Below are 15,142 nucleotides of genomic sequence, written 5' to 3' on the forward strand. Positions count from 1 at the left end.
CGACCAACGTATTAGAAAACCTTTGTAGGAGAATCAAAAATGCCTCCCAAGACTCGCGCTGCGGCAGCTCGTAAGACCAACCGCCGCAAGGTTAGCAAGAACATCGTTGCTGGTCAGGCTCACATCAAGTCGACCTTCAACAACACCATCGTCTCCATCACCGATCCCACCGGTGCAGTGATCTCCTGGTCCTCCGCTGGCGACATGGGCTTCAAGGGCTCCCGTAAGTCCACCCCCTACGCCGCACAGCTGGCTGCTGAGGCTGCTGCAAACCGCGCCAAGGAGCACGGCGTCCGCAAGGTTGACGTGTTCGTCAAGGGCCCCGGTTCCGGTCGCGAAACCGCAATCCGCTCCCTGCAGGCTGCAGGCCTCGAGGTCGGTTCGATTCAGGACGTTACCCCCGTTGCACACAACGGTTGCCGTCCCCCGAAGCGCCGCCGCGTCTAATTAGGTTCCTGACCTAATCCCTCGACGGGTACGCTCCACGGAGTTGTGCCCGGAGAGTACAGACACCCGTCTGCTTCCTAAGATATGTTTTCCCCAACCTGTGGGCTCATATAGCGGAGCTCACCGAAAGGAAACAAAGTGCTTATTGCACAGCGCCCCACTCTGACTGAAGAGGTCGTAGCGCCCAACCGCTCGCGCTTCACCATCGAGCCTCTGGAGCCCGGTTTCGGCTACACCATGGGTAACTCCCTCCGCCGTACTCTGCTGTCCTCCATCCCCGGCGCCGCTGTTACTAGCGTCCGCATTGATGGTGTGCTGCACGAGTTCAGCACCGTTCCCGGCGTGACCGAGGACGTCACTGAGATCATCTTGAACATCAAGAAGCTCTCCATCTCTTCTGAGAACGACGAGCCCGTCGTGGCCTACCTGCGCAAGCAGGGCGAAGGTGAACTGACCGCAGGCGACATCGAGGTTCCCGCTGGCGTGGAGATCCACAACCCGGAACTGCACCTGGCAACCCTGAACGCCTCGGCAAACTTCAACGCTGAGCTGGTTATCGAGCGCGGTCGCGGCTACGTGACTGCAGCTCAGAACAAGGTCGGCGATGGCGAGATTGGCCGTATCCCGGTTGACTCCATCTACTCCCCGGTTCTGAAGGTTACCTTCAGCGTGAACGCGACCCGTGTTGAGCAGCGCACCGACTTCGACAGCCTGACCCTGGACGTCGAAACCAAGGAAGCCATCGCACCGCGTGACGCCGTTGCTTCTGCAGGCAGCACCCTGGTCGAGCTCTTCGGCCTGGCACGTGAGCTGAACATTGCAGCTGAGGGTATTGAAGTTGGCCCGTCGCCCGCCGACGAGTCCATGGCCGCTGATCTGGCACTGCCGATCGAGGACCTGAACATGTCCGTCCGCTCCTACAACTGCCTCAAGCGCGAGGGCATCCACACCGTGGGTGAGCTCGTGACCCGCAGTGAAGCTGACCTGATGGACATCCGTAACTTCGGTGCTAAGTCCATTGACGAGGTCAAGGCAAAGCTCATCGAGCTCGGCCTGGCTCTGAAGGACTCCCCTCCCGGTTTCGAGCCTGCTGCACGCCCGCTTGATGACGAAGACGGTTCCGGCGAATAATTTCGACCGAATAGTTCACCCGGTTCCACCGGGATCAGTCAAACTTGATTCCCTAAGAGGCTCCGCTGCTGGGGCGTTAGGGAACGCAACTATGGAGATTTAACTATGCCTACTCCCACTAAGGGTCCCCGCCTCGGCGGTTCCCCGACCCACGAGCGCCACATGCTCAACAACCTGTCGGCGCAGCTGTTCCAGCACAAGCGCATCACCACCACCCTGACCAAGGCAAAGCGCCTGCGTCCGGTGGCAGAGCGCTTCATCACCTTCGGTAAGAAGGGCGACCTGGCTGCTCGCCGTCGCGTGCTGCGTTCCATCACCGACAAGTCCGTCGTGCACGAGCTCTTCACCGTTATTGCTCCGGCAATGGCAGAGCGCCCCGGTGGTTACACCCGCATCATCAAGATCGGTAACCGTAAGGGTGACAACGCTCCCATGGCAGTCATCGAGCTCGTCATGGAGCCCGTTGCAACCAAGGGTGCAGTTGCTGAGGCAACCAAGGTTGCTGAGAAGGCAGCTGAGGCTCCCAAGGCTGAAGCAGCTGAGGGCCTGCCGGCAGGTTCCCACGCACCCCTGGAGTCCGGCGAGGCTCCCGAGGGCTTCGAGGTTAAGGGTAACGCCGATTCCATGAAGTACCACGTGCCCGGTTCCCGCTGGTACTCCAGCACCAAGGCTGAAATCTGGTTCGACTCCGCTGAGTCGGCAGAGGCTGCAGGTTACGCCCCCGCAGGTGGCGCAGCAGCACAGAAGGTTTCCGAGTAATACGGATCCCAGCTGATTTAGGCTAAGCCTAAAATATGTCAATCCGCCGTCCACTGCTGTGGGCGGCGGATTGGTGTATCTGCATACTTAACAAGGAGACGGTTCTTTGCGTATTCGCTAATACAAGAGCCGAACCGTATTCTTCAACCGTCCTTTACCGCTGAAAGGCACACCAATGCATAACGCTACTGCTTTAGAGAACCGTGAAGAACAGCCCTTCACTGCTACGCACCGCGTGCGAATTGATTGTGCCTACGACGGTTCTCTTTTTAGCGGGTGGGCTGCCCAACCGAACCTGGTTACCGTGCAGGGGGTCATTGAGAATGCCCTTGAACTGATTTTGCGGGCGCCTCACCGCGTGGTGGTCGCGGGTCGAACTGATGCCGGTGTGCATGCGGAAGCCCAGACCCTGCATTGCGATCTGAACGATGAGGACTGGACTCGCCTGCAAGGTCGAACGGGGGAGGACGACCCGACGGCTGCCCTGGGCCGCCGCCTCACCGGTGCTCTTCAGCGCTGCCTCTACGATGCGGAAGAGCAGTTGAACTTGCCGAAGAACGTTCGCGGCATTCTGCAGGGCGCTATTCAGATTCACCGCGTCACTGGGGTTCCCTTCGATTTTGATGCGCGCTTCTCGGCTACCGGTCGCCGCTACGTATATCGCATTGCAGATGGCGCGGCGGACGGTCTTAATCCTCTGCACCGTACCTACACCTGGGCGGTACCTGAGCACCTGGATTGTGCTGATCTTAACCAGTCGGCGCAGCAGCTACTCGGCCTGCGTGATTTTCTCTCCTTCTGCAAGCCGCGTGAAGGCGCGACCACGATTCGTGAGCTGCGAGAGCTTAGCTTCACTCGTGCTGAAAGTGGCCTTATTGAGGTGCGTGTGGTGGCTGATGCCTTCTGTCATCACATGGTGCGTTCACTTGTGGGTGCGTTGGTGCTCTACGGCACGGGTAAACGTGACGCGGCCTGGTTGCGTGAGCGGATCGAGAACCCGGGACGCGAAGCTTCGCTGACTCTTGCGCCTCCGCATGCTCTGGCACTAGCTGAGATTTACTACCCTGCCCCGGAGTTGTATGGAGAGCAGGCGGAGCGTGCTCGAGCAAAGCGCGAGGACCACGAAGCACAGAGCGCTTAACGCCCTGTGCATATTGAACCTCGTCACTTTGCTCATGCTCCACGAAGCACCGCGGGGGAGCGCAACTACCGCGGGGGAATTACACGGATGGAATTTAAAATGTGTTTAAGGCAAAAAAGCCCTATTTTTAAGGCTTTGGCGGTGGATTAAGCACTCGACGTCCTGTATAGTCTTGATATGTTGTGCGTGTTCTACCCGAGCGCGCTCTAAATCGCTGTCTAGTTGCAGGACGTTAAGGCGGTATAGAGTACGGGCAGAACGGGCGGCAGCTCGGTCCTCACCCGGGTGTTCGTCATGCACGTAAGTAAAAGGCGCGATACCCAACTAAGCGCCGTATGTACATTTCGAGACAAAGGCCAATATTTTGCGCACTTATACTCCCAAGCCCGGCGAAGTCGAGCGCCAGTGGCACGTCATTGACGCCACCGACGTTGTTCTCGGCCGCCTCGCAAGCCAGACCGCTATCCTGCTGCGCGGTAAGCACAAGCCGACTTTTGCTCCCCACGTTGACACCGGTGACTTCGTTATCATCGTGAACGCTGAGAAGGTCGCCCTGACCGGTGCAAAGCTCGAGCAGAAGCGTGCATACCGCCACTCGGGTTACCCCGGCGGTCTGAAGTCCGTGAACTACGCAGAGCTGCTTGAGACCAACCCCGTTCGCGCGGTTGAGAAGGCTGTCAAGGGCATGCTGCCCAAGAACAAGCTTGCTGCACAGCAGCTCAAGAAGCTGAAGGTCTACGCTGGCCCCGAGCACCCGCACGCGGCACAGCAGCCCAAGACCTACGAATTCAACCAGGTCGCCCAGTAATTCGGGCCTACGAAGAAACAATAGGAGAAATCGTGGCTCAGAACGAAGAGCAGATCGTAGTCGAGGAAGAGCTGACCAGCTACACCTCGGAGTCCGTTGCCCCCGCAGCGGCTAAGGCAGCACGTCCGGCCCTGACCGTTGCAGGCGCAGCAGTTGGTCGCCGCAAGGAAGCAGTGGCACGCGTTCGCGTTGTGCCCGGTTCCGGCAACTGGACCATCAACGGCCGTAGCCTGGAAGACTACTTCCCCAACAAGCTGCACCAGCAGGACGTCAACCAGCCCTTCAAGCTCCTGGAGCTCGAGGGTGCATACGACGTCATCGCACGCATCAACGGTGGTGGCCCCTCCGGTCAGGCAGGTGCTCTGCGCCTGGGTATCGCTCGTGCACTGAACGAGATCGACCGCGAGAACAACCGCCCCGCACTGAAGAAGGCTGGCTACCTGACCCGTGACGCACGCGTCATCGAGCGTAAGAAGGCTGGTCTTAAGAAGGCACGCAAGGCTTCGCAGTTCTCCAAGCGTTAATCGCTGGTTTTCACGAAGCGTTACGCCCCGCTTCTCCTTCGGGAGAGTCGGGGCGTTTTGCGTATCTGCTCACCGTGAGCGTTACAAGGTTATAGGGTGCATATAACTGTTACGTTTGTTCATCGAAGAGCACACCGGTAGAGTTAAAGAGTCAAAGCAGACAGGAAGAAAAGAGTACTCATGGCAGAGCAGAATCCCTCCACCCAGCCCGAAGAGAAGGCAGTGGAGGCTCCTCAGACTGAAGCCCACCAGCACGCCGCTGGAGGCGCACACGCACACACCGGTTCTGAGAAGAAACAAGCCATCAAGGAAGCCCTGAAGCCCCAGGCACGCCGCACCTCCGTTGTCGAAGACTACTCGGCAGAGCTGGACGAAATGGCTTCCCTCACCCGCGCCCTCGGCAAGGACAAGAAGGACGACGAAACCTCGCAGGCATGGAAGAAGGGTTATCCCTACGACACCAAGCTCAGCCGTAAGGCATACGAGAAGGAAAAGCGTGCCCTGCAGATTGAGCTGCTGAAGCTGCAGCTCTGGGCTAAGTCCACCGGTCAGAAGATCCTCATCATCTTCGAAGGCCGTGACGCAGCAGGTAAGGGTGGCTCCATCAAGCGCTTCACCGAGCACCTGAACCCCCGTGGCGCTCGCGTTGTGGCACTGGAGAAGCCGACCGATATCGAGCAGACCCAGTGGTACTTCCAGCGTTACATCAAGCACCTGCCCTCCGGCGGCGAAATCGTCCTGATGGACCGCTCCTGGTACAACCGTGCCGGCGTTGAGCGCGTTATGGGCTACTGCACCCAGGCACAGTACTTCGAGTTCATGCGCGAAGTTCCGGACCTGGAGCGCATGCTGGTGAACTCCGGTATCCATATCATCAAGTTCTGGTTCTCCGTCACCCGCGAAGAGCAGCTCGCACGCTTCACCTCCCGCCGTACCGACCCGGTTCGCCAGTGGAAGCTTTCCCCCACCGACCTGGCATCCCTGGACAAGTGGGACGACTACACCGCGGCGAAGGAAGCAATGTTCTTCTACACCCACACCGGTGACGCCCCCTGGACCGTTATCAAGTCCAACGACAAGAAGCGCGCACGTCTGGAAGCAATGCGTTACGTGCTCTCCCAGTTCGACTACCCCTCCAAGGATGAGGCAGTCGTGGGCGAGCTCGACTCGCTAATCGTCCGCTCTGCATCGGACGTTTTCGAGGATGAGTCCGGTGACTCTCCCGACGGCTTCCCGGTCGTCAAGTAAGCGTTGATAGATAGGGGAGAGCAACAGCTCAACCCTGCGGCGATAGAACCGCTAAACAGCTTGCGCTATGAAGGTGCCTGCCTCTCTTTTCCCTCTCTGGGAACTGAGAGCAGGCACCTTTGCGTGTCTATAGAAACATTAGCTATGAAGCAGATATGTAGCCGCTGAAAATCACTTTCTGATTCTGAAGAAAATGCGGTGTATACGCCTGAGGAGAGTTATGCACAACGTAAAATAAAAAGGTGACTGAACGACTTTTTGGAACCGACGGCGTACGCGGTCTGGCAAACGATGTAATTACTCCCGCCCTGGCTATGGAGCTCGCGCAGGCAGCCTCTATTGTGCTGGGCTTTGACACGGTAGAAGAGGGTGTACGCCCCCGTGCCGTGATTGCAAATGACTCCCGATCCTCTGCAGACTTTATTGTCTCTGCGATGAAGGCTGGCTTCGCTAGCGCAGGTGTTGACGTGCTGGACGCCGGCATTGTCCCCACCCCCGCAGCAGCTTACCTGGTGGCACACACCGGCGCTGACTTCGGCGTGATGATTTCTGCATCGCACAACCCCGCAGCGGACAACGGCATTAAGTTCCTGGCCCGAGGCGGCCAGAAGCTGGAAGACTCCGTTGAGGACGCTATTGAGCGCGTCTACCGCGAGAAGTCCTTCCGCTACCCGACCGGTGGCGCTGTGGGTACCGTCAAGCCCCTGGAGAACGGTACCGAGGCTTACGTGAAGCACCTGGTCTCCACCCTGCCCGAAGGCAAGCCCCTCGCAGGCAAGAAGATTGTTCTGGACTGCGCAAACGGTGCGGCATACGCAGCATCTCCCGCAGCTTTCGAAGCGTTGGGTGCAGAGGTTATCGCACTGGCTGTAGAGCCCAACGGCACCAACATCAACGACGGCGTGGGCTCCACCCACCCCGAGAAGCTGCAGGCAGCAGTCGTTGAGCACGGCGCGGACCTCGGCATCGCCCACGACGGCGACTCCGACCGTTGCCAGGCAGTTGACGAAAAGGGCAACCTGGTAGACGGCGACCAGATCATGGCGATCCTTGCTGTTGCTGCTAAGCGCGAAGGCAAGCTCGCAAAGGACACCCTCGTCGCAACCGTGATGAGCAGCCTGGGCCTGGAGCTGTACCTGCGCGAGCACGGCATTACCCTCGGCCGCACCGCTGTGGGCGACCGCTACGTCCTCGAGTCTATGCGCGAGCACGGCTACAACCTCGGTGGCGAGCAGTCCGGCCACGTTATCATGAGCGACTACGCAACCACCGGTGACGGCGTTCTGACCGGCATCCAGCTGGCTGCAGAGGTGGCTCGTAGCGGTCAGACCCTCTCGGAGCTGGCATCCCGCATGCAGCCCACCCCGCAGCGCCTGATCAACGTCAAGGGCGTTGACCGTGCGGCGGTCAAGACCAACGAGGCGCTCGCCACCGCCGTGAGCGAGGCTGAAGGCGTACTGGGTGAGAGCGGCCGCGTGCTGCTGCGTGCATCCGGCACCGAGCCTCTGGTTCGCGTGATGGTTGAAGCTGCAACCCAGGAACAGGCCGATGAGGTTGCTCAGCAGCTGGCTGACGTCGTGGCTAAGGAACTGGCACTCTAAACGTATTCTCTTCCGGCGCGAAGACCGGAATGGAGGATAGAGAAAGGGCTGGGAAGGTAACACCTTCCCAGCCCTTCTTCGTTATCTTGGGCGGGGGGAGGGGGGACGAGGATACGGAAAACCCCCGTATCCACAGGGGATACGGGGGTCTAAAAAATTAGTGGTAGAGAGCAGAGAAATTACTTCTTTGCCAGAGCATCGCGGATCTCCTTCAGGAGGTCAAGCTCGGTCTCTTCCTTTTCAATAGCCTCGTCTTCAGCCTTCTTCTTAGCCAGCGCGAGTTCAGTCAGCTTCTGAGTGGGCACAACAACTGCGAAGTACACAGCAACTGCAATCAGGATGAAGTTGACAATAGCGGTCAGGAACACGCCAACCTTGATCTGGCCGAAGACCAGGAAGTTGTCGAAGTTGGGGGAGCCAACCAGCATGGAGATAGCCGGCATCAGGACGGCCTGGACAAGCGAGGTCACCACAGCGGTGAAGGCGGTACCCATAATCAGACCAACTGCGAGATCGATGACGTTACCGCGGATTACAAAATCTTTAAAACCCTTAAGCATGAGATATAGAATAGCGCCTTTTCGCCTCAGAAAATGCCATATTCTGAGAAAATTTTCGTTGTAAAGCATGTGTTTTTCTTCACAGTGGTTCTGTGGTACCCAATACTTAAGGTCTAGGTCACATAAAGGTGAGTAAAAATCTCTGAAACCTGCGAAAAATCGCGGATTTACGCGGCGTGTACGCGAAAAAATATGCATCTACTGTGCCTATTTATTTCTGACACGGAAGCCAGAAATACGACACGCATCACCACTTGGCGCACCGACCAAAGCCGAAAGATTAGCCCAGACCCTAGCTCGCACTTGCATAATTGGGTGCCGCACCCGTACCGATAAACTCCTCAAAAGTCTTCGCACCCGAAGACACATACTCCTGAGCAATCTGCACACCCACATAACGGTAATGCCACGGCTCAAAACGATAACCGGTCACCGACTGACGACCATCAGGGAAACGCAAAATATATCCGTAACGCGGAGCATTCTTCACCAACCACTGACCAGCCAGCGTATCGCGGTAACACTCCTCCAGACGGCAACCCTCAGGAGAAGCAAAATCAATCGCCAAACCCGTCTGATGCTCCGAATAGCCGGGACGAGCAGACAACTGATCCGCCACCTGCTGACCGTTCACCGAAACCCAATACTGATAGGTCTGCTGCTGCACCGCATACGAACGATACGCGCTAGAAACAAGCAGAGTCACGCCATCGGTCGCCGCCGCATCAATCATCGTGTCCGCCGCCTTAGCCGCCTCAGCACGCAATTGATGACCGTAGAACTCCACCAGGTCACTCGGCTCCCAATCCTGCTGCGCAAAGGGGCGCATCTTATTCACGAGACAACGCAAAGAATCCGGCTGAGACTCAACACTCGGCTGGGCAAGCGCCAACGGGGAAGAAGACGCGCTCGCAGAAGCCGAAGCACTTGCAGAAGCACTGGTAGCAGAAGCGCTGGTTGCAGAAGCAACAGGGGAGGGCGCGGCAGAAGATGTCGCAGCAGTGGAAGAGACGCTAGAAGAAGCCGCCGAAGCCGTCGCAGACTCAGAAGCAGAAGCGCTCGCTGCAGAAGATGAAGAGGAGGCACCCTGACCCTGCGAACCACCCTGCGAACCACAAGCCGCCAATAGTGCGGTACCGCCAACCCCCAAAGTAGCACCCAAGAGAGCGCGGCGGTTTACCGCAGAACCATTAAGAGACTCCTGAGCGGTAGACGTACGGTGCAGAGACAACACAATAACTCCTCATCATGGCGTAGATGCAAACAAAAAGCGCCGGAAGCCTAAACCCACCCAGCGAGGGAGTGGAGCCTCCGGCGCCTTCTACTAGAATGCACCACAATACCGGCTAAAAGCCGCACACGAACACTAAAAACCTAAAGAACCTCTAGTTCTTACGCAGAAGAACCTGCTCCACGGTATGCTCGGCACCCTTCTGCAGAATTAAATGCGCACGAGCACGAGTCGGCAAAACATTCTGCACCAGATTAGGCTCATTCACGCTCTTCCAAATGCCGGTCGCTACCTCAACCGCCTGCTCATCGCTCAGCTCCGCATAACGCTTGAAATACGACTCCGGATTCGCAAAAGCCGAAGAACGCAGAGTCAAGAAACGATTCACATACCAGCGCTCAATATCCTCAGTGCGGGCATCCACATAAATAGAGAAATCAAAGAAATCGCTCAGCGTCAGATCGGAAGTCTCCGGACCCTCAGCCTGAGAAGGCGCCAAAACATTCAAACCCTCAAGAATCAGAACATCCGGTGCCGTGACCTCAATATGCTCATCCGGCATGATGTCGTAATACAGGTGCGAATACTTCGGCGCCACCACACGCTCGGCACCGGACTTCACCTGCGACACAAAATTCAACAGGGCGCGGCGATCATAAGACTCCGGGAAACCCTTGCGGTGCATAATGCCGCGACGCTGAAGCTCCGCATTCGGGTACAAGAAACCATCCGTAGTCACCAACTGAACCTTCGGAGTCGAAGGCCAGCGACTCAAAAGAGCCTGCAAAATACGAGCCGTCGTCGACTTACCCACAGCAACAGAACCCGCCACACCAATAATGAACGGGACGCGACGCTGAGACACATGCAGAAAATCATTCGTCATATGGTTCAGCGAGGATGCGGCAGTTACATACAGATTAAGAAGGCGAGAAACCGGCAGATAAATACGCTGCACCTCTTCAAGGTCGACAGTTTCACCCAGACCACGAAGAGACTCAATTTCCTCAGCACTGAGGGGGACAGAAATCTCATTGGCTAGGTGCGACCAACGGGAACGGTCAAGATGCATGAAGCGGTCATCGCCAGAAAAATACGGTGCGGTGCTCATTTATCTAAGTGTACGAACTTTCAGCCCGCGGGGAAAATACCCACCCTCACGGTTTGTTTGTAGAAATAAATTGATGGAAAGAAAAGGGTAAAACCTGAAAAGCTAGGAAAGCCACATTAAACGTGACGCATAACGGTATTTCACCGTGCGCATATCTGGATACTTGTGGGATAAACTTATAGCATGTGTGGAATCGTAGGATATGTAGGTCTGGACACTGCTCCGGACGGTAACAAGTTTGACCACAACGCATACGATGTGGTCCTCGAAGGTCTGCGCCGTCAGGAATACCGCGGCTATGACTCTGCTGGCGTGGCACTCGTGTGCCCCGACGGCATCGTATTCCGTAAGAAGGCTGGTAAGCTCCTGAACCTTGAGAACGAGGTCAAGGAACACCCCCTGCCTGACTCCCAGATTGGTATCGGTCACACCCGTTGGGCAACCCACGGTGGACCCACTGACAACAACGCTCACCCCCACGTTGTCGACAACGGCCGCCTCGCCGTCGTACACAACGGTATTATCGAAAACTTCGCAGAACTGCGTGCCGAACTGCTCGCCGAAGGCGTAGAGTTCGCATCTCAGACCGACACCGAGGTAGCTGCAGCAACCATCGCAAGCATCTACAACAAGCTCGGTACCGGTGACCTCACCGAGGCAGTACGCGTCGCATCCAACCGCCTCGAAGGTGCATTCACCATCCTGGCTATCCACGCCGACCACCCGGACCGCGTTGTGGCAACCCGCCGCAACTCCCCGCTGGTTATCGGCCTGGGCGAGAACGAGAACTTCCTCGGCTCTGACGTCTCCGCGTTCATTGACTACACCAAGGAAGCCGTCGAAATGGGTCAGGACCAGATCGTGACCATCACCGGCACTGACTACTCCATCATCGACTTCGAAGGTAACCCCGCAGAGGGCAAGCCCTTCCACATCGAATGGGACGCAGCAGCAGCCGAAAAGGGCGGCTTCAACTCCTTCATGGAGAAGGAAATCCACGAGCAGCCCACCGCAGTTGAACAGACCCTCATGGGCCGCCTCGACGAGAACGGCAACCTCACCCTCGACGAGCTGAACATCGACGACTCGGTGCTGCGCTCGATTGACAAGATCATCGTTGTTGCATGTGGTACCGCAGCATACGCAGGCCAGGTGGCACGCTACGCCATCGAGCACTGGTGCCGCATCCCCACCGAGGTCGAGCTCGCACACGAGTTCCGCTACCGCGACCCCATCGTGAACGAGAAGACCCTCATCGTGGCACTCTCGCAGTCCGGCGAAACCATGGACACTCTGATGGCAGTGCGCCACGCACGTGAACAGGGCGCAAAGGTTATCTCCATCTGCAACACCCACGGCTCGACCCTGCCCCGCGAATCCGACGCTGCGCTGTACACCCACGCAGGCCCCGAAATCGCAGTGGCATCCACCAAGGCATTCCTGGCACAGATTACCGCAGCATACCTGCTCGGCCTGTACCTGGCACAGCTGCGCGGCAACAAGTACAAGGACGAAATCGCTTCGATCCTCGCCGAGCTGCAGAACATGCCCGCAAAGATTCAGAAGGTCATCGACAACGACACCCAGGTCAAGGAACTGGGCGTCGAAATGAAGGATGCCTTCTCCGTGATCTTCCTCGGCCGCCATGTGGGCTTCCCCGTCGCAATGGAAGGCGCACTCAAGCTCAAGGAAATCACCTACATCCACGCTGAAGGCTTCGCAGCAGGCGAGCTCAAGCACGGCCCCATCGCACTGATCGATGAAGGCCAGCCGGTTATCGTGGTGGTTCCCTCCGCAAATGGTCGCGACTCCCTGCACGGCAAGGTCGTCTCCAACATCCAGGAAGTGCGCGCACGCGGCGCCTTCACCATCGTCATCGCCGAGGAAGGCGACGAGGCCGTCAAGCCCTACGCAGACCGCCTCATCACCGTCCCGGCATGCCCCTCGCTGCTACAGCCCCTGCTGGCAACCGTGCCCCTGCAGATCTTCGCATGCGCACTGGCAGAAGCTAAGGGCCTGGACGTTGATCAGCCGCGTAACCTCGCAAAGTCCGTGACCGTGGAGTAATCCTCAGAAGTAATCATCTGGAGTAATCCTCGGAAATTGCCTCGGCGATAACGAAAGGGCGGTGGTTGAGTTCTCTAAGAACTCAACCACCGCCCTTGTCGTTTACTTAGGCGGTTATTCGTGGAGTAACCAAAAAATGACGCTGTGAAACAGGCATCAACCATGCGTCATATTTGACGCTATCCCACCTAAAAGAAACGAATCTCGCTAGACTTAAAACAAGAGAAACCGCAAACAGGACGCGGTTACCACCCCTACCGTAAAAGGTGAAGCTCATGATTATGGGAATCGGCGTAGATACCGTCAACATTGAACGATTCGAGCGAATCGTGACCGAAACACCAGCCTTCGTCCGCCGCGTCTTCACCCCCAACGAACGCACCCGGAACGTACGCTCCCAAGCCGTACGATTTGCCGCTAAAGAAGCAGTCGCAAAAGTACTCGGAGCACCCGCCGGACTCAACTGGCAAGACTGCGAAGTCGCCACCGCCGAAAGCGGCCAGCCCTACCTCATCATTCAGGGCACCATCGCCCGCCGAGCCAAAGAACTCGGCATCAACCGCATTCACCTCTCGCTGACCCACGACGAACCCATGGCCATCGCCATCGCAACCGCCGAATACCTCAGCGACGCAGAACTGGCGCACCTGCAAAAGTTCAACCCCGAAAGCTACCGACTCAGCGTCATCGCCGGTGACGACACCGACGACTAACGCAGAGTCACACCAACACCACAACCAGGTGACCCCTAAGGCCCGCACGGTGCCACCCAAGGAGACAGCAATGAAGCTCATCTACACTGCTTCCCAGGTACGCGAAGCAGAAAAGCCCTACATCGAAGCCGTCGACTACGACGGCTACCTCATGCAACGTGCCGCAGACGCCGTCGCAGCCGAAGCGCAGGAGCTACTCCACGGCACAGAAAACGCCAAAATCCTGCTCCTCATCGGCCCGGGCAACAACGGCGCAGACACCATCTACGCCGGCGCCCGCCTCAGCGCCAAGGGCCACCGCGTTGACGCAGTCATCTTCGACCCCAGCGAAAAGAACCTCGAACTCATCGCCCGCGAAGGTGGCGAAGGCACCCGCGTACTCGACCCCGAACACACCCTCGAACACCTTACCGGCTACGACCTGACCATTGACGGCATCCTCGGTACCGGCTCCAGCGGCGCCGTACGCGGTAGCGCCGGCGAATACCTGGGCGTACTCCGTGCAGCGCAGCTCGACGGTAAGCTCGGCGCAGTCCTCGCAGTAGACACCCCCTCCGGAGTCGACAACAACCGCGGAACCGTGCACGAACCCTCCCTGCGCGCCGACCGCACCGTCACCTTCATCGGCCACAAGCTACCGGCAGGCACCTGCCACAGCGTCCACTCCGGAGACATCAAACTCTACGACCTGGGCGTTCCCGAAGCCCTCAACTCCCACAAGCCCGCCCTGCGCGTTCTCGACCGCGAAGACTACCGCGAGCTCATCGAAGTACCCGACGAGCACTCCCACAAGTACACCCGCGGCGTACTGGGCATGCTCACCGGTAGCCTCGAATACCCCGGCGCGGCCCTCATGAGTGTACGCGCAGCCCTCAACACCGGCGTGGGCATGGTCCGCTTCAACGCCAACTCCCACGAGCTGCGCCAGCTCATGATCGCCCACAACCCCGAAACCGTCTACTTCAGCGGCGCACCCGCCCTGCAGAGGGTCACCGTCTGGGCAGGCGGCTCAGGATCCAGCCACGACTCGCTGGATAAGAACCGCTACCTGCTCCACTCGCCCGAACCCGCCATCCTCGACGCGGGCGCCTGCGACCTGGCGGCAGAATACATGGCAACCGGCAAGCACCTCGGCTCCCATAAGATTCTCACCCCGCACGCGGCAGAACTCGAACGCTTCCTGCGCATCGTGCACGAGCTCGCCCCCGAAACCTGGACAAAGCACCTGGGCGACGCCATCGTACCCAGCCGCAAGGACATCGACGCAGAGCCCTTCCGATGGGCCCGCGCCGCCTCCGAACTCTCCGGCGCCACCGTCATGCTCAAGGGCGGCTACACGCTCATCGCGGCGCCCAACGGCGCCACCTACAGCGTTGCTGGCGGAAGCCCCTGGCTCGCCACCGCAGGCAGCGGAGACACCCTCACCGGCATCTACGGAGCACTGCTCGCCCAGACCGTAGCAGCCTTCGATGCTCGCGGAGAAGCGCTGGAAGGCTGCACCTTCGCCTCCATCGGTGCGCTCGCCGTCTACCTGCACGGCGAAGCCGCACGCGCCAGCGCCACCGGAAGCGTCAAGGACGCCCGGCCCGGCCCGGCACCCGCAACCCGCGTCGCGGAGATGCTCCCCGAAGTTATCGCCCGACTCATCGCAGAATAGGGGAGCGGGAACAAAGCTAGCACACTGAAGCTCTGACACTCGTCTCAAGACGAAGAGAAAAGCCCCCAGACACCCTGGGTATGCAGAAGGGGCGTGAATCCATCGGAAATGGATTCACGCCCCTTCAACGCGTTTACATCAATG

General features: G+C 58.4%; 14 protein-coding genes. 11 read left to right on the forward strand and 3 right to left on the reverse strand.

The genetic code is table 11. The annotated features are described in order from the left end of the window. Positions 1-39 precede the first annotated feature (39 nt). The 8 genes from rpsK (at position 40) to glmM (ending at position 7,659) form a co-directional block, all read left to right on the forward strand. On the forward strand, positions 40-447 hold the full coding sequence (gene rpsK, locus HMPREF2928_RS02525; protein ID WP_005505028.1) for a 30S ribosomal protein S11: 408 nt from the start codon (positions 40-42) through the stop codon (positions 445-447). Between the two features lie 138 nt (positions 448-585). Next, positions 586-1,578 (forward strand): DNA-directed RNA polymerase subunit alpha, encoded by a 993-nt coding sequence (locus tag HMPREF2928_RS02530; RefSeq protein ID WP_005505031.1) that lies wholly within the window; start codon positions 586-588, stop codon positions 1,576-1,578. A 105-nt stretch (positions 1,579-1,683) separates the two neighbouring features. Further along, on the forward strand, positions 1,684-2,337 hold the full coding sequence (gene rplQ, locus HMPREF2928_RS02535; RefSeq protein WP_005505032.1) for a 50S ribosomal protein L17: 654 nt from the start codon (positions 1,684-1,686) through the stop codon (positions 2,335-2,337). Between the two features lie 175 nt (positions 2,338-2,512). Then, positions 2,513-3,478, forward strand: coding sequence for a tRNA pseudouridine(38-40) synthase TruA (truA, locus tag HMPREF2928_RS02540; protein WP_070615115.1), 966 nt, complete (start codon positions 2,513-2,515; stop codon positions 3,476-3,478). A 364-nt stretch (positions 3,479-3,842) separates the two neighbouring features. Next, the gene (gene rplM / locus HMPREF2928_RS02545; protein WP_005505035.1) at positions 3,843-4,286 is read left to right on the forward strand and encodes a 50S ribosomal protein L13; all 444 of its coding nucleotides are present in this window, start codon (positions 3,843-3,845) and stop codon (positions 4,284-4,286) included. 32 nt (positions 4,287-4,318) lie between these two features. Then, positions 4,319-4,810 carry a 30S ribosomal protein S9 gene (rpsI, locus tag HMPREF2928_RS02550; RefSeq protein WP_070687289.1) on the forward strand — a complete coding sequence of 164 codons (492 nt, stop codon included), beginning with the start codon at positions 4,319-4,321 and terminating at the stop codon, positions 4,808-4,810. A gap of 180 nt (positions 4,811-4,990) precedes the next feature. After that, positions 4,991-6,058, forward strand: a complete 1,068-nt coding sequence (gene ppk2, locus HMPREF2928_RS02555) for a polyphosphate kinase 2 (RefSeq protein WP_070687290.1) — start codon at positions 4,991-4,993, stop codon at positions 6,056-6,058. A 242-nt stretch (positions 6,059-6,300) separates the two neighbouring features. Beyond that, the gene (glmM, locus tag HMPREF2928_RS02560) at positions 6,301-7,659 is read left to right on the forward strand and encodes a phosphoglucosamine mutase (protein WP_070599032.1); all 1,359 of its coding nucleotides are present in this window, start codon (positions 6,301-6,303) and stop codon (positions 7,657-7,659) included. A 179-nt stretch (positions 7,660-7,838) separates the two neighbouring features. Here the strand turns inward: glmM and mscL are convergent, their stop codons facing one another. From mscL to coaA, 3 genes are all read right to left on the reverse strand, one after another. After that, complete coding sequence (gene mscL / locus HMPREF2928_RS02565) at positions 7,839-8,219, reverse strand: large conductance mechanosensitive channel protein MscL (protein ID WP_049331947.1); 381 nt, start codon at positions 8,217-8,219, stop codon at positions 7,839-7,841. A gap of 292 nt (positions 8,220-8,511) precedes the next feature. Then, positions 8,512-9,453, reverse strand: coding sequence for a M15 family metallopeptidase (locus HMPREF2928_RS02570; RefSeq protein WP_070687291.1), 942 nt, complete (start codon positions 9,451-9,453; stop codon positions 8,512-8,514). Between the two features lie 151 nt (positions 9,454-9,604). Further along, positions 9,605-10,561, reverse strand: coding sequence for a type I pantothenate kinase (gene coaA, locus HMPREF2928_RS02575; RefSeq protein WP_070615103.1), 957 nt, complete (start codon positions 10,559-10,561; stop codon positions 9,605-9,607). A 183-nt stretch (positions 10,562-10,744) separates the two neighbouring features. On the opposite strand from coaA, the gene glmS reads away from it, so the two are divergent. From glmS to HMPREF2928_RS02590, 3 genes are all read left to right on the forward strand, one after another. Continuing rightward, a complete protein-coding gene (gene glmS, locus HMPREF2928_RS02580; protein WP_070615100.1) occupies positions 10,745-12,628 on the forward strand; it encodes a glutamine--fructose-6-phosphate transaminase (isomerizing) in 1,884 nt (627 codons plus the stop codon). A 275-nt stretch (positions 12,629-12,903) separates the two neighbouring features. Continuing rightward, positions 12,904-13,341 (forward strand): holo-ACP synthase, encoded by a 438-nt coding sequence (locus HMPREF2928_RS02585; protein ID WP_005505045.1) that lies wholly within the window; start codon positions 12,904-12,906, stop codon positions 13,339-13,341. Between the two features lie 70 nt (positions 13,342-13,411). Then, the gene (locus HMPREF2928_RS02590; RefSeq protein ID WP_070687292.1) at positions 13,412-14,998 is read left to right on the forward strand and encodes a bifunctional ADP-dependent NAD(P)H-hydrate dehydratase/NAD(P)H-hydrate epimerase; all 1,587 of its coding nucleotides are present in this window, start codon (positions 13,412-13,414) and stop codon (positions 14,996-14,998) included. The last annotated feature ends 144 nt before the right edge of the window (positions 14,999-15,142 follow it).

Source organism: Rothia sp. HMSC072B04, assembly GCF_001813725.1.
GTDB classification, from domain to species: Bacteria; Actinomycetota; Actinomycetes; order Actinomycetales; family Micrococcaceae; genus Rothia; species Rothia mucilaginosa.